General features: G+C 70.0%; 14 protein-coding genes. 9 read left to right on the forward strand and 5 right to left on the reverse strand.

The genetic code is table 11. From position 1 onward, the window contains the following. Positions 1-72: 72 nt before the first annotated feature. On the reverse strand, positions 73-2,574 hold the full coding sequence (locus tag DI276_RS21440) for a CHAT domain-containing protein (protein WP_157984852.1): 2,502 nt from the start codon (positions 2,572-2,574) through the stop codon (positions 73-75). 75 nt (positions 2,575-2,649) lie between these two features. Between DI276_RS21440 and DI276_RS21445 the strand changes: the two genes are divergently transcribed. From DI276_RS21445 to DI276_RS50120, 5 genes are all read left to right on the forward strand, one after another. Beyond that, positions 2,650-3,825: a S8/S53 family peptidase gene (locus DI276_RS21445; RefSeq protein WP_157984853.1), complete on the forward strand. Its 1,176-nt coding sequence runs from the start codon at positions 2,650-2,652 to the stop codon at positions 3,823-3,825. Between the two features lie 17 nt (positions 3,826-3,842). Beyond that, positions 3,843-4,133: a carboxymuconolactone decarboxylase family protein gene (locus DI276_RS21450; RefSeq protein WP_112266064.1), complete on the forward strand. Its 291-nt coding sequence runs from the start codon at positions 3,843-3,845 to the stop codon at positions 4,131-4,133. Then, positions 4,130-4,687 (forward strand): carboxymuconolactone decarboxylase family protein, encoded by a 558-nt coding sequence (locus tag DI276_RS21455; protein ID WP_112266066.1) that lies wholly within the window; start codon positions 4,130-4,132, stop codon positions 4,685-4,687. Before DI276_RS21450 ends, DI276_RS21455 begins: the two co-directional genes overlap by 4 nt. Before the next feature lie 135 nt (positions 4,688-4,822). Further along, entirely contained in the window at positions 4,823-7,918 is a 3,096-nt protein-coding gene (locus DI276_RS21460) for a M14 family metallopeptidase (protein WP_198680801.1), read from the forward strand. Between the two features lie 65 nt (positions 7,919-7,983). After that, positions 7,984-8,136, forward strand: coding sequence for a hypothetical protein (locus tag DI276_RS50120; RefSeq protein ID WP_157984854.1), 153 nt, complete (start codon positions 7,984-7,986; stop codon positions 8,134-8,136). Here the strand turns inward: DI276_RS50120 and DI276_RS21465 are convergent. From DI276_RS21465 to DI276_RS21475, 3 genes are all read right to left on the reverse strand, one after another. Then, positions 8,064-9,290 carry a glycosyltransferase 87 family protein gene (locus DI276_RS21465; RefSeq protein ID WP_157984855.1) on the reverse strand — a complete coding sequence of 409 codons (1,227 nt, stop codon included), beginning with the start codon at positions 9,288-9,290 and terminating at the stop codon, positions 8,064-8,066. The two genes, DI276_RS50120 and DI276_RS21465, sit on opposite strands and share 73 nt — an antisense overlap. A 140-nt stretch (positions 9,291-9,430) precedes the next feature. After that, positions 9,431-10,465 carry a sensor histidine kinase gene (locus DI276_RS21470; RefSeq protein WP_157984856.1) on the reverse strand — a complete coding sequence of 345 codons (1,035 nt, stop codon included), beginning with the start codon at positions 10,463-10,465 and terminating at the stop codon, positions 9,431-9,433. Between the two features lie 69 nt (positions 10,466-10,534). Beyond that, positions 10,535-11,764 (reverse strand): aspartate aminotransferase family protein, encoded by a 1,230-nt coding sequence (locus DI276_RS21475; RefSeq protein ID WP_112266072.1) that lies wholly within the window; start codon positions 11,762-11,764, stop codon positions 10,535-10,537. 76 nt (positions 11,765-11,840) lie between these two features. On the opposite strand from DI276_RS21475, the gene DI276_RS21480 reads away from it, so the two are divergent. The 4 genes from DI276_RS21480 to DI276_RS21495 all read left to right on the forward strand — a co-directional run bounded on the left by DI276_RS21480 (position 11,841) and on the right by DI276_RS21495 (position 17,649). Further along, positions 11,841-12,695 carry a LysR family transcriptional regulator gene (locus DI276_RS21480; RefSeq protein WP_232836805.1) on the forward strand — a complete coding sequence of 285 codons (855 nt, stop codon included), beginning with the start codon at positions 11,841-11,843 and terminating at the stop codon, positions 12,693-12,695. Continuing rightward, positions 12,695-13,672 carry a LacI family DNA-binding transcriptional regulator gene (locus DI276_RS21485; RefSeq protein WP_112266076.1) on the forward strand — a complete coding sequence of 326 codons (978 nt, stop codon included), beginning with the start codon at positions 12,695-12,697 and terminating at the stop codon, positions 13,670-13,672. Before DI276_RS21480 ends, DI276_RS21485 begins: the two co-directional genes overlap by 1 nt. A 138-nt stretch (positions 13,673-13,810) precedes the next feature. Next, positions 13,811-16,576 carry a glycoside hydrolase family 2 TIM barrel-domain containing protein gene (locus DI276_RS21490; protein WP_112266157.1) on the forward strand — a complete coding sequence of 922 codons (2,766 nt, stop codon included), beginning with the start codon at positions 13,811-13,813 and terminating at the stop codon, positions 16,574-16,576. Positions 16,577-16,644: 68 nt separating this feature from the next. Next, complete coding sequence (locus DI276_RS21495; RefSeq protein WP_112266078.1) at positions 16,645-17,649, forward strand: LLM class flavin-dependent oxidoreductase; 1,005 nt, start codon at positions 16,645-16,647, stop codon at positions 17,647-17,649. On the opposite strand, the gene DI276_RS21500 is transcribed toward DI276_RS21495, so the two are convergent. After that, the gene (locus DI276_RS21500; RefSeq protein WP_232836806.1) at positions 17,646-18,905 is read right to left on the reverse strand and encodes a lanthionine synthetase LanC family protein; all 1,260 of its coding nucleotides are present in this window, start codon (positions 18,903-18,905) and stop codon (positions 17,646-17,648) included. The genes DI276_RS21495 and DI276_RS21500 overlap by 4 nt on opposite strands. Between the last annotated feature and the right edge of the window lie 6 nt (positions 18,906-18,911).

Raw genomic sequence — 18,911 nt, forward strand, 5'->3', positions numbered from 1 at the left:
ACGGCCGCTCATTCGTCCCTAGGACGTGCCCCTCGGCCGCGACTATCGCGGACGAGACTCGCAGGACACGGCCTAGGCGCCGACGCAGACGAACCCGTTCGGTTCGCCGAGTTCGTGCTGAGCCTCGGCAAGTGCCTGCGCCGGCGGCACTTCGTCGCGCAACCGGCGGTGCACGGCGATCATCAGTTCCTTGGTCGCGGCGTCCGGGACGGGGACGACCGACGCGATCAGCTGCGAGGTGCCGCGTTCGAGGAACGTGGCCGCGAGCCCGAGAAGTTCGTTGCCGGACACGACGACCGAGCGGCCGACGTCGCACGCGGCCATGATCACGGTCTCCGGCACCTGGTCGAGCCGCTGGACGTCGTGGACCAGGAGCGGTCCGTCGTGCAACGACAACGCCGAGAACAACGGGTTGTCCGGGTTGAGCCGGCCGTGGGCCGCGAGGTGCACCGTGCCTGCCGTGCCGAGCGCCTTCAGAACGTCGTCGACCGTCGCCTCGGCAGGGTTGGCGGTCTGGTGGATGTCCGCCACCGCTGCCGCTTCCGCTTCCGCGCCCGGCAGACCCGGACCGCTGGCTACCGCGAAGGTCCGCGCACGGGCAGGACGGTTCGCGGCGGTGTGCCACAGCGTCGCCGACGGCGCGACGACGACCGGTTTGCCCTGGCACGACGGCAAAGTCGACCACGGGACGTCGTGCAGCACGCCGGTGGGCACGACGACCAGCGGCCGGTCATCGCGTGGCAGCAGCAGCGAGTCGAGCTGCGCGGCGGTCGACCGCAACAGCCTGCTGATCTCCGGACGTGGCCGCTTCGCCAGGTGCCGCAACGCGAACGGCACCCGGTCGAGGAGATCGCCGACCTCGCGGACCGGACCGACGGTCCGCAGGTCCAGCCGGCCGTCGGCGAGCCGCAACGCCAGCAACGTGCCGTCGATCTCGATGTACTGGACCAGCACGCGGTCACCGAGGTCCAGTTCGGACGGACGAACCGGATCGGCCGGGCCGCCGCCGGTCGCTCGGAGCAGGCGGCTGCGGTTCTTGATCTGCCGCTCCAGCTCCACCTGCCGGTGCCGCAGCTTCGGCGTGGGACTGCTCTCCAGCTCGAGCACCGTGGCGCGCAGCAACGGCAGGAGCGAGGCCAGTTCGGGATCGTCGGGCGGGCGCACTGAGCGCGGCAGGAAACGGCTCGCGCGGCCGCGTTCGGCCCACTCGAACACGTCCATGGGCTTGCCGGCCTTCAACGCGACCCGAAGGCCCAAGCACGCCAGGGAAGCGCGGTGCATGGCCGAATGAGCACGAAGATCGCTGGCTCCGAGAGCGGCGTGGTTCTCGTCCAGCACACGCAACCCTCGCCGTGCGGCGGCCGCTGCGGCACGAGGCTCAGCATCCTCCAGCAGCAACGCTTCGGCGTACCAACCGCGCGCCCGCAGGGCAGCAGGTCCGCTCTTTCGCGCCTCGCGCGCGATGGTCAGGTGCTCGGCCACGCGGGTGGACTGTCTTCGCCGTTCTGCCAGCAGAGCGAGGTCGAGGTGCGCCTCGACGACGGCGGCCGGGTGCCCGCGCAACGCCGTCACCAAGGCCTCTGGATCGCTGATCCGGCACGGCTTTCCCGCCCTCAACGCGGCCCGCAGCACCGTCGCACGAGCCAGCGCCGCGTGGTGGGCACGCCCCTGCCGGACGAACTGGGCGAGCGCGGCGCGCGCGTGCTGCCCGGCGGCGGCCCAGTCGGAGGCCAGCAGAGCGGCGTCGGCGAGCAGCAGTCGCGTCTCGGGAACCTTGAGCTGGCGCCCCTCGGCGCGGTACGCGGCAACGGCCTGCGAGGCGTGCTCCCGCGCTTCGCCAACCAGCCCAACGGACAGCAGCAGCTCCGCGCGGTCCTGCAGCACGGGCGCGAGCTGACCGCCGTGCCGGCCGATGATCTCCTCGGCCCGGTCCAGGTGGGCCAGGGCGGCCGGGACGTCACCGCGGCGGCCCTCCACGAAACCCAGGTTCTCGGCGATGATCCCGACGACGAGGTCGCGGCCGAGCGCACGGGCCAGCCGTTCGGCTTCGCGCAGGTCCTGCACCGCGGCGGCGAAGTTCTGGCGCTCGGCCTGCAGGATCCCCCGGTTGACCAGGATCCGTTGCAACGCGAGCTGGTCACCGCCTCGGCGCAGTGTGCGCTCGGCGGTCTGGTAGTCGGCAAACGCCTCGTCGAGCCGCCCGAGGTGGTAGAGGATCACCGCCCGTTGGCCCCGAGCGCGCGCACCCAGCAGCGGAACCGCCAGGTCGACCTCACGCAGGGCCGACGCGACCCGCCCCTGCTGGCCGAGCGCGAACGCGAGCTTCATCCGGCTCTCCGCTGCCGCCTTGCCCGCCCCCAGCCGGACCGCGCGCCGCAGGTGCCGGACGGCCTCCGCGACCTGCCCGGTCTGGAACAGCGCGTATCCCCACGCCTGCTCGGCCAGCGCCTGAGCCGCGGCGTCCCCGGCGGCGTCCCGGACGACGAGCGCGGCGAACGGGATGGCGCGCGCCGGGTCGAGGTCGGCGAGCCGCATCGCCTCACGTGCGGCCTGTAACGCGGATCCCGGCGCCATGATGACAAATGTGCCAGGTATCAGGGCCGGGCGCGGCGGCATCGGTTCGGCATGAGCTCACTGCGGAGGTTGACCGTGCGGAAGAACGAAGACCACGCCGAACCCGACGCACTCGTCGTGGACCTCACCGAGGTCGACGCCGTCGAGTCGGTGCTGGACGACCTCGGGATCTTCGTCGCGGAGCGGAGCGAGGTCGAGAAGTTCGATCTCGCGCTGCTCAAGCTCACGCTGGGCGGCGAGGCGCTGGACGACATCGACCCGGTGCTCGCCGAGCTGCGCGCCCGGTTCGCGGGGCGCGCCGCCGGCTGGTCGCCGCTCATCGGCAAGAACCGCAGGATGGCGAGCGTGTTCGGCGCGTATCCGCAGACCAAGAGCATGAACCTGTGGGACCCGAAGCCGAAGACCGAGGCGGAGCCGACACCGTCTTTCACCGGTGACGCCGGGCGCGGCGTGCGGATCGGACTGCTCGACACCAGGATCTACGACCACCCGGCCCTCGCCGGGTGCGACATCGACACCCCCGACCCCGCCACCAGGTTCGGCAAGGACGACAAGCCGCAGTGCACCGTCGAGGACGGGCACGGCGTGTTCACCGCGGGCCTCATCCTGCAGCAGGCGCCGGGCGCCACCCTCGTCGCCAGGCACGTGCTGGGATCCGACGGCAAGGCCTACGCGTGGGACGTGGTGACCATGCTCGCCGAGTTCCTCGAGGACGAACACCGCGTCGACGTCCTGGTGCTCGCGAGCGGCTGCCGCAACACCCTCGACGGCCGCCCGCCGCTGATCATCGAGCGCGCGGTCGAACGGCTCAGCGGCCACATGATGGTCGTGGCCGCCGCCGGCAACCACGGGATCGTCGAGGGCATGTCGCCCGACGTCCACACCACCCGCAACTCGGCGACGTGGCCGGCCGCGCTCCCCCGCGTCGTCGCCGCCGGGGTGGCGGGCGCGGACTACAGCCCGAACCTCCCGTGGGTCGACTGCGTCGTCGACATCGGACCGGACGCGCGGTTCATCAGCACGTACCTCGAACACAACGACGTGACGATGCTCGACGAGACCTCCGACTCCGACTTCTCCGGCGGCTACGCGTCCTGGGTGGGCACGTCGTGCGCCGCCGCCTACGTCGGCGGTGCCGTCGCCGCGAAGATGGCGGCGCTCGGGAAGAAGTCGGCCTACGACGTGATGCAGGACGTTCTCGACAGCTCGGCGGTGAAGAACTTCGTGTGGACGTACCAGAAGGACGAGTGACAGCGCATACTCGGCCGATGGAACCAACCGGCCGGTTGGCCGCGCTCCGGGCCGCCGCGCTCGACGGGCCCGGTGTCACGGACCTCGACCTGCGCCGTGCGGCGGCCGCGGGCGCCGCGCCCGGCGAGTGGGCCGACTACGTCCGATCTGTGCGCGAAACCTCCTACCGGGTGTCCGAAGAGGACATCACGGCGTTGAAAGCCGAGGGGATCGACGAAGAGGAGATCTTCGAGATCACCGTCGCCACGGCCGTGGGCGCCGCGTTCGACCGACTCCAGGCCGGTCTACGGGCACTGGCGGAGTCATGAGGCTCGACGTCCTGGAGCACGGGCACGGCCGGTTCGCCCGGTGGTTCCAACGGATCGTGGTCGCACTCATGGGGCACGAGGTGGACGACGTCGTCAAGACGTCGATGCACCGGCCTGAGTTCTTCGGCCGGCATTTCCTCGCCTACGTGCGGGAAGTTCTGCGCGGACCGTCGTTCTGGACGGTGGCCGAGCGCGAGCACCTCGGCGCGGTGTCCTCCGAGCTCAACGAATGCCCGTTCTGCGTGCGGGTGCACACCGAGACCGCGCGCCTCGCCGGACATCGGGACGTGCGGCCGGAACTGGCCGCCGTGCTCACCTTCGTCACGCTGCTCAACCGCGGCGAGGTCACGCCGGCCGACGTGGCGGCGGTGCGCGCGGCCGGGGTGCCCGAGGCTGCCTTGGTCGAGGCGTTGCACGTCAACGCGGTGTTCAACATCGTCAACCGGCTGGGCAACGCGTTCGGCTGGAGCTGGGACTCCGACGAGCACGTGCGCGCCGCGGCACGGGTGATCCAGCGAACCCGCTATCGGTTGCCAGGACTCGTGTTGCGGTGACGACGAGCAGTCGTCCGATCACGACCTGCCACCGTTGGGCCGAACAGGTAGGGCCGAAAGGCTCGTCAATGTAACGCCCGATCGGCGTAGCGTCGGCTGGTCTTGCGTCGACCACGCACGCCCCGGAGGAACGCAATGAAGCGGTCCACGACAATTTTGTCCGCACTGGCCCTCGTCGCCGGCGGCGTGGCGGCGTCACCCGCCCAAGCCGCGCCGCCCCACGATCCGCTCGACGTCTACGTCGCCGAGGTGACGTCCCAGCAGGCGGGTGAGCTCTCCAGACAAGGCTTCGACGTCGCCGGCAGCAGAACGGCCGGCGACAAGGTCGAGATCGAGCTCGTCCTCAGCACCGCCCAGCAGCAGGACCTGGCCAAGCGTGGCGTCAACGCGCAGGTCAAGAAGACCAAGGACGGCAAGACCACCCGACAGCTCGCCGCCGAGCAGGCCGCGAACGGCTTCACGGTGTGGCGGTCCTACGACGAACCCGGCGGGATCCGCGACCAGATGTACGCGCTGGCCCGCGACAACCGCAACCTCGTCAAGCTCACGGTGCTCGGCAAGACCGGGCAGGGACGCGAGATCATCGCGCTGAAGGTGACTCAGGGCGCCGCCGGCATCAAGGACGGCGCACGTCCGGCGGTGCTGTACTCGTCGACGCAGCACGCGCGAGAGTGGATCAGCACCGAGGTGAACCGCAGGCTGCTCAACCACTACGTGGACCGCTTCAAGGCCGACGACGCGGAGATCAAGGAGCTGCTGAAGCAGACCGAGCTGTGGTTCGTGCTGGTCGCCAACCCGGACGGCTACCAGTACTCGTTCGACGTGGAACGGTTGTGGCGCAAGAATCTGCGGGACAACGACGGCAACGGCCAGATCACCGTCGGCGACGGCGTTGACCCGAACCGCAACTTCGACGAGCACTGGAACTACGACAACGAGGGCTCGTCCTCCGCGACCGCCAGCGAGACCTACCGCGGCCCGAGTGCGGCGTCCGAGCCCGAGACCAAGGCCATGCAGGGGCTGCTGGACCGGATCAAGCCGAAGTTCCAGTCCAACTGGCACTCCGCCGGGCAGTGGATCCTCTACCCGCAGGGCTGGCAGACCGGCTCACCCGAGGCGGACAACCCGATCTACGTCGCGTTGGCCGGCACCGACGCCACACCGGCGATTCCTGGGTTCGACCCCGGCATCAGCTCCGACGAGCTGTACGTGACCAACGGCGAGACCACCGACTACGCCGACAGCCGCAACGGCACCGTGGCGTTCACCCCTGAGCTCAGCGAGGGCTGCGACGGCTGCGGCTTCGTCTTCCCGGACGACGAGGCGCTCGTCCAGCAGGAGTTCCTGAACACACTGCCGTTCTCGCTGTCGCTGGCCAAGTCCGCGCCGGACCCGGCCAACCCGAAGTCGGCCGTCGGCATCCAGACCAAGCCGTTCTACCTCGACCAGGCCGAGCTGGACCAGGAGAACACGCCACTGTCCATGTTGGACTTCACGTTCGACAAGTCCTACGGCGACCCGCAGGAAGTCCGCGTGCTGGCGAAGAAGTCGCTCGGCGCGGTGACCGCGAAGTGGCAGATCGGCAACGGCCCGGTGCAAAGCGCGCCGACGACCGTGTGGAACGGTGGCGAGCGGTACAGCGCGGGCAACGCGAACTACTACCACGTCGTGCGCGGCACGGTGACCGGTACGAACCCCGGTGACCAGGTCAAGGTGTGGTTCGAAGGCGGTGGGCAGACGAGCAGCTCGTTCACCTACACCGCCGTTTCCGAGTCCGGTGACAAGGTGCTCGTCCTGGCCGCCGAGGACTACACCGGCGCCTCACCCAACCAGGGTGTGACCGCGCCGAAGTACCTCTCGTACTACACCGACGCGCTCAACGCGAACGCGGTCGCGCACGACGTGTACGACGTGGATGCCAACGGCCGCAAGGCACCCGACGCGCTCGGCGTGCTGAGCCACTACCAGGCCGTCATCTGGTACACGGGCGATGACGTCGTCACCCGTGAACCCGGTTGGGGTCCTGGCAACGCGTCCAGCCTGGCGCACACGGAGCTGATGGAGATCCGCGACTACCTCAACGAGGGCGGCAAGGTGCTCTACACCGGGCAGTTCGCCGGGCACCAGTACACCGGCGCGCTCGGCACGCAGCTCTACGACCCGTTCGAGAACAAGCAGTGCGGCACGTTGCCCGACGCGGCGCTGCGGTGCCGTCCGCTCGACGGTTCCGGCGACGGCGTGAACGACGTCCTCACCTACTGGTTCGGCGCGGCGGTCCTCAACAGCGGAGCCGGGCAGAACCCGGAGACCGGCGACACGTTCCCGATCACCGGTGTCTCGAACCCGCTGACCGGCCTCTCGTTGGGCCTCAACGGGACCGACAGCGCCAACAACCAGGCCAACACGGCGTCGTTCATCACGACGAGCGGCCTGTTGCCGGTCACCGAGTACCCGCAGTTCGCGAGCGACGTCTCGGCGGTCTGGGAGCGCCCAGGCGGCCCGTTCAAGCCGCACGCCGGCGAGTACTACGTGTACTCCCAGATCAGTGATGTGTCGTACAAGCGGCTGACCCGCACGATCAACGTCCCGGCCGGCGGCGCGCAGCTGTCGTTCTGGACGTCCTTCGACACCGAAATCGACTGGGACCACGTGTTCGTCGAGGCCCGCACCGCCGGTGGCACCAACTGGACGACGTTGCCCGACACCAACGGGCACACCACGACCAGCACGGGGTTGAGCTGTCCGGAGGGCTGGCGCGACCTGCACCCGCACCTCGACCACTACCAGACGATCAACCCCGACGGCACCTGCTCGCCGACCGGCTCGTCCGGCAGCTGGCACGCGGCGTCCGGCTCGTCCGGCGGCTGGCAGCAGTGGAACGTCGACCTGACTCCCTACGCGAACAGTCAGGTCGAGATCTCCATCGCCTACGCGAGTGACTGGGCCACGCAGGGTCTCGGCGTGTTCCTCGACGACATCGCCGTCACCACCGGTGAGGGCACCACGTCGTTCGAGTCCGGTTTGGACGGTTGGGCCATCAGCGGCCCGCCGCCGGGCAGCGGGGTGAACAGCAACAACTTCATCCGCACCACCGCCGCCGGGTTCCCGGAGGGCGCCGTGGTGAAGACCGCCGACACGCTGTACTTCGGGTTCGGCTTCGAGGGCATCACCGGTGTGGCCGCCCGCAACACGGTGATGGACCGGGCGATGGACTACCTGCTCGGTGGTTGACCTGGGTGGGGGCGGCGCGGTCCGCTGACCGCGCCGCCCTCGCTGATCAGGCCTAACATGGAGCCATGGGTACCACGCTGGAGCTGACAGAGGAGGAGCTCGTCCTCCTGCGGCACGCACTGCGCCACTACCTCTCGGAGTTCGGTCACGAAGAAGCCGACATCGTGCGAAAAGCCCGCGCGTTGCTCGCCAAGCTGCCCGCACCGGTCACCAAGTAGCCGTCGCGGTCACCGACATCGCCGGGGCCCGGCGAGCGATGACGCCTGGCCTGGATCGCGCACCAGCCGAGAAACGCGAGTGCCAGCCACACGTAGCTGTTGCCGATCAGGTGCTGCCACCACGTCCACGCGAGCTCCTTGTCACCCGCCGTGGGCAGGAACCAGTGCGGGCCGACCGCGAACACGGCCGCGACCCACACCGGGTTCTTGAGCAGCAGCAGTGCGGGCGCGATCCACAGCCAGTGGTGCGACCAGGACACCGGCGAGATCAGCAACCCGGTGGCGGCGACCGCGCTGACGGCGGTGAGGTCGTCCCTGAGCCGCGGCAACAGGAAGAGCGTCGTGGCCAGCACGACCGCGCAGAGCACCAGCCAGACCGGTTCGGGTGCGCCGAGCCGGAACAGCAGTCCCTTCAGCGACTGGTTCGCGCTGTAGGCGAGACCGCCGACGCGGCCTGGGTCGAGCATGGCGTGAAACCAGAACTGCTGCGACTGCGCCGGCGCGAGCACCCAGCCGACCATCCCGGCCGCGGCGAACGTGCCGACCGCGGTCAGCGCGGGCCGCCATCGCCCGCGGGCGAGGAAGAACAGCACGAAGATCGCCGGCGTCAGCTTGATCGCGGCCGCGAGTCCGACGAGCACGCCCCTCGGCCACGGCGTGCGCGGTAGCAGGCAGTCGGCCACCACGAGCCCGATCAGCACCATGTTGATCTGCCCGAGGCCGATGCTCCCGCGCAGGGGTTCGAGCAGCAGGCACACGGCGGCCAGACCGAAGCCGGCCCACGGCACGGTCGTTTTGCCGAGTGCGGCTGTGTGGCACGCCGCCGTGAACAGCGCGATGCCGGCCGCCGTGAAGAGCACCGCGCTGACGGGCAACGGCAGCGGGGTGAGGCCGCTGAACAGCAGTGCCGCGAACGGCGGGTAGGTGAACGGCAACCCTCCCGGCCCCTGGAAGTCCGGGCCGTAGAGGTCGGCCCCGGACCGCCACGTCCGGCCGCCTTCGAGGTAGACGCCCAGGTCGAGCAGGCCGGGGCCGGCGCTGCGCACGCTCACGAAGACCAGGACGCCGGCCGCGACCACGGCCCACACCCACCGTAAGTGGACCTTGGTCACGCGCTGTCCCACCGAGATACCCGCCAGCACCTGATCCAGCACAGGAAACCCCTTCGTCCACCCGGAAGTCCGATGTGAACGAGCCTGCTGCCGGGCTGAGGGCTCTCGGATCAGCCCGGCAGCCCGGAGATCATGGCCAATGGGCCATCAGCGCAGCGCGAGCGTCAGCCGTTCGGCCGAGATCAAGCCCGCACCTCCAGCGGCAGCTCGGCCGTGACCAGCCAGCCCTCCCCCGTTGCGCCGGCGAAGAACCGCCCACCCAGCTCCTGGACCCGTTCCTGCATGCCCACCAGGCCGAATCCGCCCGAATGCGCCGGCCGTGACATTCCGTTGTCCACAACGGACAACAACACCGCGGACGCCGTGAGCCGCACGTCGACCTCGACGCTCGTGGCATCCGACGCGTGCTTGCGGCTGTTCGTCAACGCTTCCTGCACCAGCCGCAAGACCGACCGGCCGAGCTCCGGACGCACGTCCGACGGCAGCTCGATGGTCGTGCGCACCGGCAGTCCCGACTTCTCGACCAGCTGGTGCAGATCAGCCGTGAGATCGCTGGTAGCGGTCGCGGTTCCGTTGTCCCGCAACGTCCGCACCATCGCGCGCATCGCACCCAGCGCGTCCGTGCCGCCGTCGACGATGCCGGGCAACATCTCGTAGGCCCTGGCCCGGTCCCCTTCACCCACGACGAGCGCGGCCTGCGCCTGCACCAGCATGCCGGTGACGTGGTGCGCCACGACGTCGTGCAGCTCGCGCGCCATGTCGAGCCGTTCGTCGCGTCGCGCCCGTTCCTCCGCCGCGGCCGCCAGCGCGATCCGCGACCGGTCGCGCATCCGCAGCAGCACACCGGAGCCGACGGCGAGGACGCCGAGGAACACGACGAGCAGAAGGACTTCGAGGCGGCGCTCGACGAAGTAGCTCGGCCGGATGACTGCGGCATGAATGCTGATCAGCGCCAACGCCGTGACGCACACCGCGGCGAGCTGCGGCGGAGCCTTCTTGGCCAGCAGGAAGGCGAGGCACAGCACCACTGCGACCTCGGCGAGCCGGACCGGCGCCAGCTCGAGCAGCGGCGGCGTCCAGACGCCGTGTCCGTCGCCCAGCCGGAAGGCCCGGTCGAACCCGCTGATCATGCCAGACAGCGTGAACACGCCCGCACACACGACGGCCGTGGCTCCCAGCCACCGCTGCAGCTGCGACATACCGCGAAATACCCGCACGGGCCGGGATGGTACGAGTCGCGCGACCGACTGACCTCAACCGTCCGGCCGACCCGAGTGGTCAACTGGTCAGGCGGCGACCCCGATCGCCTCGTCGAGGATGCTCAGTCCCAACGCCAGCTCCTCTTCGGACGCGGTGAGCGGCGGCGCGATCCGGAACACCCCGCCCATCCCGGGAATCTGCACGATGTTCATGTGCAGCCCCAGCTCCAGGCACTTCTGCGTGATCGGCGCGCTCAGCGACTCGTCCGCGATCTCCAACCCCACCAGCAACCCACGCCCGCGCACATCGGACACCAGCGAATGCCGAGCCGCGATGTCGTCCAACCCGTTGCGCAGGAACGTCCCGAGCTTCGCGGCCCGCTCGTCCAGCCGTTCCTCGACCAGCACGTCCAGCACCGCGTTGCCCACTGCGGCAACGAGCGGATCTGACACGTGCGTGGTGAAGAACAGGTAGCCGCGAGCGTGCGCCTCCTCCTCGATCTCGGCGGAGGTGATCACGGCGGCGAGCGGCAGCCCGGCGCCCAGGGTCTTCGACAACGTCAGGATGTCCGGCACCACGCCGTCGCGCTCGAACGCGTACCAGGTTCCGGTGCGGCACAAGCCGGTCTGCGCCTCGTCGAGGATCAGCAGCATCCCGCGTTCACGACACTTCTGCAGCAGGGCGGCGAAGTAGCCCAACGGCGGCTCGAGAATCCCGCCGGAGCTGAGGATCGGCTCGACGATGCACGCGGCCAGCGAGCCGGACGACTGCGCGTCGATCAGCTCGAACGCCAGATCCAGCTGCGTCTGCCAGTCGCCGGAAGGCGCCGGAATCGCGAAGTTGCCGGGAACCACAGGCCCGTAACCCTTGCGGCCGGCGCTGTAGGTCGCGGCCGCCGCTGCCGCCGTCATGCCGTGCCACGACCGGGCGAACGACACGACCTCGTGCTTGCCGGTCACCAGCTTCGCCATCCGCAGCGCGGCCTCGTTCGACTCGGCGCCGGTCGTGAGCAGCTGCACCTTCGACAGCGACGGCGGCAAGGTCTCGGCGAGGCGCCGCGCCAGGTCGACGACCGGGCGGCTGAGCATGCCGCTGAACAGGTGGTCCAGGTTCGCGATCTGCCGCTGCACGGTCGCGACGATGCGCGGGTGCGAGTGGCCGAGGATCGCGCTCATCTGGCCGGACGTGAAGTCCAGGATCCGGCGGCCGTCCTCGGTGAACAGGAAGCTGCCCGACGCGCTGTCGATGATCGCTCGCGTGAACGTGCCGCCGTAGCGGACCAGGTGCCGGTCGACGTCCTCCCAGAAACTGTCCATGCCTGAAAGCTACGAGCGGCCGAGCGTCGGGTCCATCTCACATTTCCGCGCCTGCTGTTCGGAGATACTTAACAGCGTGACGCTCAACCCGTGGCGCCTGCGCCTGCTCAGCCAGCTCGACGCGCTGGGCACCGTGCGGGCGGTGGCACAGGCCGCGAACCTGAGTGCGTCGAGCGTGTCGCAGCAGCTCGCGGTGCTCGAGAGCGAGACGCGCACGCAGCTCATCGAACGAACCGGGCGCCGCGTCCGGCTGACGTCGGCCGGGCTGATCCTGGCGCGGCGGGCGCGGTCGATCCTCGACCAGATGGACGCCGTCGAGGCCGAACTGCGCGGGCTCAACGAGGAACCGTCCGGCCGCGTCCGGCTCGGCGCGTTCCAGAGCGCGATCCACACCCTGGTCGTGCCCGCTGTCCAGCACCTCGACCACCCGCACCTCGACGTGGAGATCGTCGAGCTGGAGCCGCACGCCAGCATGCCGGCGCTGCTGACCGGCGAGGTCGACGTGATCATCACGACCACGGACTTCGTGGAGCTGCCGGTCCCACCGGACATCGACGTCGTGCCGCTCGCCGAGGACCCGATCGTGCTGCTCAGCCCGCCCGGCCAGCCGAAGACCGACCTCAAGGCCTGCAAGGACGAGCCGTGGGCGTTCGACATCCCCGGCTCGTACATGGCGAACCTCGCGACGCGCCTGTGCCGGCAGGCGGGGTTCGAGCCTCGAGTGGTCGGCCGGTTCAGCAACTACATGCTGACCCTCAAGCATGTCGAGGCAGGTCTGGCGGTCGCGGTGCTGCCCGCGCTGGCCGTCGACCCGAGGTTCGACGTCGTCGCGAAGGAGCTGCCGGTGACCAGGAAGATCACCGCGGCCGTGCGGCGAGACTCGCGCGCCGCGATCACCGTCGTGCTCGACGCCCTGCATACTCCCCGGTGATGACCCAGAAGCTGACACAGAGGATCACGATCAACGACGTCGCGAGCGCCGCCGGGGTGTCGCGGCAGACTGTGTCGCGCGCGCTGAACGACAAGGGCGAGATCGACCGCGAGACCAAGCAACGCGTGCTCGACGCCGCGCGCGACCTGGGCTACCGGCCGAGCCGCTTCGCCCGCGGCCTGGTGCGGCCGGACACCACCTCGATCGGGCTCGTGATCCCGGACCTGCTCAACCCGTTCTTCACCGAGGTCGCCGCCGCCGCGCTGGAGGCCGCACGAGCCCGCGGCTGGCACGTCGTCGTGTACGACACGGCCGACAGCCTCGAGGAGGAACGCGGCACGTTGCAGGTCATCGGCACGCAGGTGGACGCGGTGGTCGGCTACTTCAGCCTGTCCGAAGCCGAGCTCGACGAGCACACGCGGGGCATGCCGGTGGTCCTGATCGGCCGCCAGTCGCCGCGGTTCAGCTCGATCCGGATCGAGGGCGCGGCCGGCGTTCGCTCGGCCGTCGATCACCTCGTCAGCGCTGGTCATCGCCGCATCGGCATGCTCGACTACGCCAACCGGGCCGATCCGAGCGACCGGCACGCGTGGTTCTGCGCTGCGATGGCCACACACGGGCTCGCCACCGACGCGGTCACGACCGCGGCGCAGTCGGTCGCCGGAGGTGCCGAGGCGCTGGTCGAGTTGCTCGACCGGCATCCGGACGTCACCGCGGTCTTCACCTTCAACGACATCATCGCGATCGGAGCGCTGCGGACGGTGCGCCGGCTCGGCCGAGAGCTGGCGGTGATCGGGTTCGACGGGCTGCAGCTCGGCACCGTGGTCGATCCGGAGCTGACCAGCGTCGCGCTCGACACCCGGCGGATCGGGGCGCTCGCCGTCGAGCAGGCTGCCCGGTTGCTGGCCGGCGCGGAGCCGCTGGCGGGTGACGATCTCGTGGTGCAGGCGGTTCTGCTGCTGCGCGAGTCCGCCTGACCTGCCATTTCATTCCTCGGGGCTTGACACCTCTTCCTCGTCCGCCGCATGCTTCGGAGCATGCCGTGAACGTTCACGGGAGCGTTCACGGACGCCGCCGCCGGCGCGTTGAAAGGCTGAGTTTTGTACCTCGAAGACATGGGTCCTGGGACCGGAGCACTGCCGCCCCGCGCCTACTTCACCTCGGACGCGGCTTCGTTGTCGCTCGACGGGACGTGGCGCTTCCGCCTGTCACCGCACGCCGACGCGCCGCTCGGGCCGGAGCAGGACGACTTCGACGACAGCGGCTGGTCGGACATCGCCGTGCCCGGTCACTGGCAGCTGCAGGGCCACGGCTCGCCCGCCTACACCAACGTCGTGTACCCCTTCCCGGTCGAGCCGCCGTACGTGCCGTCCGAGAACCCGACCGGCGACCACCGGCTGACGTTCGACCTGCCGGCCGAGTGGCCCGCGGACGAACCGGCCGTGCTCCGGTTCGACGGCATCGACTCGTGCGGACGGATCTGGCTCAACGGCACCGAACTCGGCGTCACGCGCGGCAGCCGGCTGCCGTCCGAGTTCGAGGTCGGCCCCCTGCTCCGTCCACAGCGGAACGTCCTGGTGGTGCGCGTGCACCAGTGGTCGTCCGGCAGCTACCTCGAAGACCAGGACATGTGGTGGATGTCCGGCATCTTCCGCTCCGTCAAGCTGTTGTCCCGGCCGCGTGGCGGTGTCGCGGACTACCAGCTGAACGCTTCCTACGACCACGTTTCCGGCCTCGGCACGCTGTCCGTCGACGGCGCGATGGTCACCGTGCCGGAGCTGGGCATCACCGATCTCCAGCCGGGCCGGCCGGTCTCGGTGCCGGTCGAGCCGTGGAGCGCGGAAAGCCCGCGCCTGTACGACGGCTTCGTCCACACCGCGGTCGAATGGGTGCCGGTGCGCATCGGCTTCCGCACCGTCGCGATCACCGACGGCGTGCTCACGATCAACGGCTCGCGCGTGGTGTTCCGCGGCGTGAACCGGCACGAGCACCACCCCGAGTTCGGCCGCGCGGTGCCACGCGAGTTCGCCCTCGCCGACATCCTGTTGATGAAGCGGCACAACGTCAACGCCGTCCGCACCAGCCACTACCCGCCGGACCCGCACTTCCTGTCGCTGTGCGACGAGTACGGCCTCTGGGTGATCGACGAGTGCGACCTGGAGACGCACGGCTTCGGCGAGCTGAACTGGGCCGACAACCCGAGCGACGACCCGCGCTGGGCCGAGTCCTATGTGGACCGCATGCGGCGGATGGTCGAGCGGGACAAGAACCACGCGTCCGTGGTGATCTGGTCGCTGGGCAACGAGTCTCACACCGGCCGCAACCTCGCGGCCATGGCCGCGTGGACCCGCGACCGCGACCCGTCCCGTCCGGTGCACTACGAGGGCGACTTCGACTGCGAGTACGTCGACGTCTACAGCCGCATGTATGCCTCTCAAGAAGAAGTCGACGAGATCGGCCGCACGCACCGCCACGGCCTGCCGTTCGTGCTGTGCGAGTTCGCGCACGCGATGGGCAACGGGCCGGGCGGGATGCTCGAGTACCGCGAGCTGTTCGAGCGGCACCGGACCGTCCAGGGCGGGTTCATCTGGGAGTGGATCGACCACGGGCTCGCGGCGGACGGGCACTACGCGTACGGCGGCGACTTCGGCGAGACGATCCACGACGGCAACTTCGTGATCGACGGGCTGGTGTTCCCCGACCGGACGCCGTCACCGGGGCTGGTGGAGTTCGCCAAGGTGTTCGAGCCGGTGCGGATCACCGCGAACGGGCAGGGCATCCGGATCGCGAGCCTCTACGACCACGTGTCGTTGGACCACTTGCGGTTCGACTGGGTGTACGAGGTCGACGGGGTGGAGGTGGCTGCGGGTTCACTGGAGGTGCCCTCCATCGCCGTTGGAGAGCACGCCGACGTTCCGCTGCCTGGCCTGCCTTCTTCAACCGCAGGTGAGGGCTGGCTGACCGTCCGCGCGTCGCTGGCGTCCGAAACGTCCTGGGCCGGGGCGGGCCACGTGATCGCCTGGGGCCAGCTCGCCATCACCGAGCCCACCCCCGTCACCCCCGTGACCGCCACCGAACTGGTCGGCGTCGGCGATGTCCTCTGGCTCGGCCCTGGCGAGTTCGACCCGGCCACCGGCCTCCTCACCCGCCTCGGCGAACTCAAGGTCGAAGGCCCCCGCCTGGACCTCTGGCGCGCTCCCACCGACAACGACCGCGGCTCCGACCACCCCGAGGAACGAGCCTGGCGCGCAGCAGGCCTGCACCGCCTGCAGCACCGCGTCATCGAGGTCGACGCCCGGGAAACCACCCTGATCGTCCGCACGAGGGTGGCACCACCGGCCCAGAGCTTCGGCGTGCTCGCCGACTACCACTGGACCGCCGACGGCGACCGGCTCAGGCTCCAGGTCGACATCACCCCGGACGGCGAATGGCCGGGCACGCTCCCCCGCCTCGGCCTCTGGCTCGCACTGCCCGGCACCACCGACACCGTCGAATGGTTCGGTGCAGGCCCCGGCGAGGCGTACCCGGACAGCCGGCAAGCAGCACGCATCGGCCGGTTCGAGTCCACTGTGGACGCGCTGCAGACGCCGTACGTCTTCCCGCAGGAGAACGGCAACCGCGCCGACGCCCGCTGGCTGCGGCTCGGCGGCATCCAGGTCACCGGCGAGCCGGTGTTCGACTTCACCGCCCGGCGCTGGACCACCGAGGACCTCGACGCGGCCCGGCACACGGACGACCTGAAGGCGCGCGACCAGGTGTACCTGAACCTGGACCTGGCCCAGCACGGGCTGGGCACGGCGTCGTGCGGGCCGGGTGTGCTGCCGCAGTACCGGCTGCACGCGCAGAAGGCGAGCTTCTCGCTCACCTTCCAGCCGGTCTGATTCCAGCATGTGGACTTGGTTGAGACGTCACCTAGGCTCGGAGGGGAGGACACTGAAGGAGGGCTCCGGTGCCGCGGAAGTCAGAGACGTTGCGAAAGCTCGGTTTTCTCACCATCGGGCTGTTCGACGAGCACGATCCGGGGCCCGGCCACCGCAGCACCCTCGAGATCATCGAGCTGGGCGAGGAACTCGGGTTCGACAGCGCGTGGGTACGGCACCGGCACCTCCAGTTCGGCATCTCCTCGCCCGTCGCGATCCTCGCCGCGGCCTCCCAGCGCACCAGCCGGATCAGCCTCGGCACCGCCGTGATCCCGCTGGGCTGGGAGAACCCGCTGCGGCTCGCCGAGGACCTGGCGACGGTCGACGTCCTGTCCGGTGGCAGGCTCAATCCGGGCGTGAGCGTCGGGCCGCCGATGTACTACGACGACGTCAAGCACGCGCTGTACCCGGAGACCGCTGAGGTCGAGAACTTCAGCTACGACCGCGTGCAGCGCCTGCTGGACTTCGTGCAAGGCGAGAAGGTCACGGACTTCAGCGGCACCAGGGGCATCGAGCAGTTCTCCGACCGCGTGCAGCCGCATTCGGCCGGGCTGCGCGAGCGGACGTGGTACGGCGGCGGCAGCCTGCGGTCGGCGCGGTGGGCGGGCGAGCACGGGCTGAACCTGTTGTGCAGCAACGTGGTCCAGGCCGAGGAGTCCGAGAACTTCGCCGAGATCCAGCTGTCGCACATCCAGACGTTCCGCGAGCACGGCAGCGGGCGGGTGTCGCAGGGACTCGTGGTGATCCCGACCGACTCCGCGACCCCCGAACAACGCGCGAAGTACCAGGACTACGTGGACCAGCGCACGGCCCGCACGGAGACGCCGTTCGGGCCGCGCCGGTTCATGTTCGCCCGTGACCTGATCGGCACCTCCGCGGAGATCGCCGAGCAGCTCTACGCGCACCTCGCCTTCCAGGAGGTCGACGAGGTGGCGTTCGCGCTGCCGTTCAGCTTCGAGCACGAGGACTACGTGCAGATCCTCACCGACATCGCGACGAAGCTGGGCCCGGAACTGGGCTGGCAGCCTGCCTAGAGCGCCCACCAGGTGTCGATGCGCGGCACGACCGAAAAGTCACCCCGCGCGACGCGACCGGCGTGGAACAGGAACCCGGCGATCCCCGCCGCGCCCTGCATCCAGTCGAGGCGGGCCGGCAGCAGCGGTTCGTCGGCGCGGTGCTCGATGAACCGCCAGCACACGCCGTCGACAGCACGCTCGACGAGCACGTCGGCGAGATGCAGCGCGAAGTCGATGTGCTCGCCCGCGTCGAGCAGCCGGTCGCCGACGCCCGCGGTGCCGCAGCACCGGCCGTCGTTGTCCCAGAAGCCCGGATACCGGCGTTCGGGCAGTCCGGAGACGCGGACGCTGTGCAGGCACCGGTTGTGCCAGTCGGTGACCGACGAACCGGCCACCTCGGTGACGCCCGCGTGGCCCAACGCGGGCCACAGCAACGAAGTTCCGGTCGGGCCGTGACACCAGCCGTAGGCGAACGGCTCCATGTCCTCCAACTGCGGAATGCGCTGCGGGACCCGGAAACCGCCATCGCTCGTGTCGCCCAGCGACACGAGGTGGCGAGCGCCCGAAGCAGCGGCCTCGACGAGGTCCTGGCGCCCGAACTCGGCACCTGCCAGCGCGATCGCCGTCGCGATGCCCGCGAGGCCGTGCGAGAAGTTGGGCACTTCCCGTTGCACGACGGACTGGCGCACCGGCACAGCCCGCCAGTTGAGGCCGGTCGGCACCTCTTCGCGTTCGGCCAGCAGGATCTCGGCCGCCTTTTCCGCGAGTTCCTTGTTCCCCGCAACGCCGTGCCGTCGCGCCCACACCGCGGCCAGCAGCACACCGGCCGTGCCCGCCGTCAGGTCGTGGGAGCGGGCGCCTTCCACGAATCGCGGCGGGCCGAAGTAGTCGAGCGCCCACCCGCCCGGTGTGGACAGCTCGAGCAGTCGGGCCACCGCTTCGTCGGCGCCTGGTGCGCCCAGCAAGGTCAGCGCCTCGATCGTGCCCACGAGGCCGCTGAAGAACGTGAAGTCGACGGCGGTACCGATGCCCGCCCGGAGCTGCGCGGCGATGAGGTCCGCCAGGCGTTGCTCCTCCGCGGTCCACGAGCGGACCAGACGGACCTCGGCCAGCACGTGCGCGAGCCCGGCGACGCCCGCGTACATGCCGTCGCGTGCCTCCGGTTCCAGCACGCCGCCGGCCGGCAACGGGATCCACACTCCATCGTCGTCGTAATGCACCTGATCGAGCACCCACCGCCAGGCTGCCTCGGCGGTCCCCCAGTACGTGTTCACCCGACG

The organism is Lentzea terrae (assembly GCF_003265345.1).
In the GTDB taxonomy this organism is placed as follows: Bacteria; Actinomycetota; Actinomycetes; order Mycobacteriales; family Pseudonocardiaceae; genus Lentzea; species Lentzea terrae.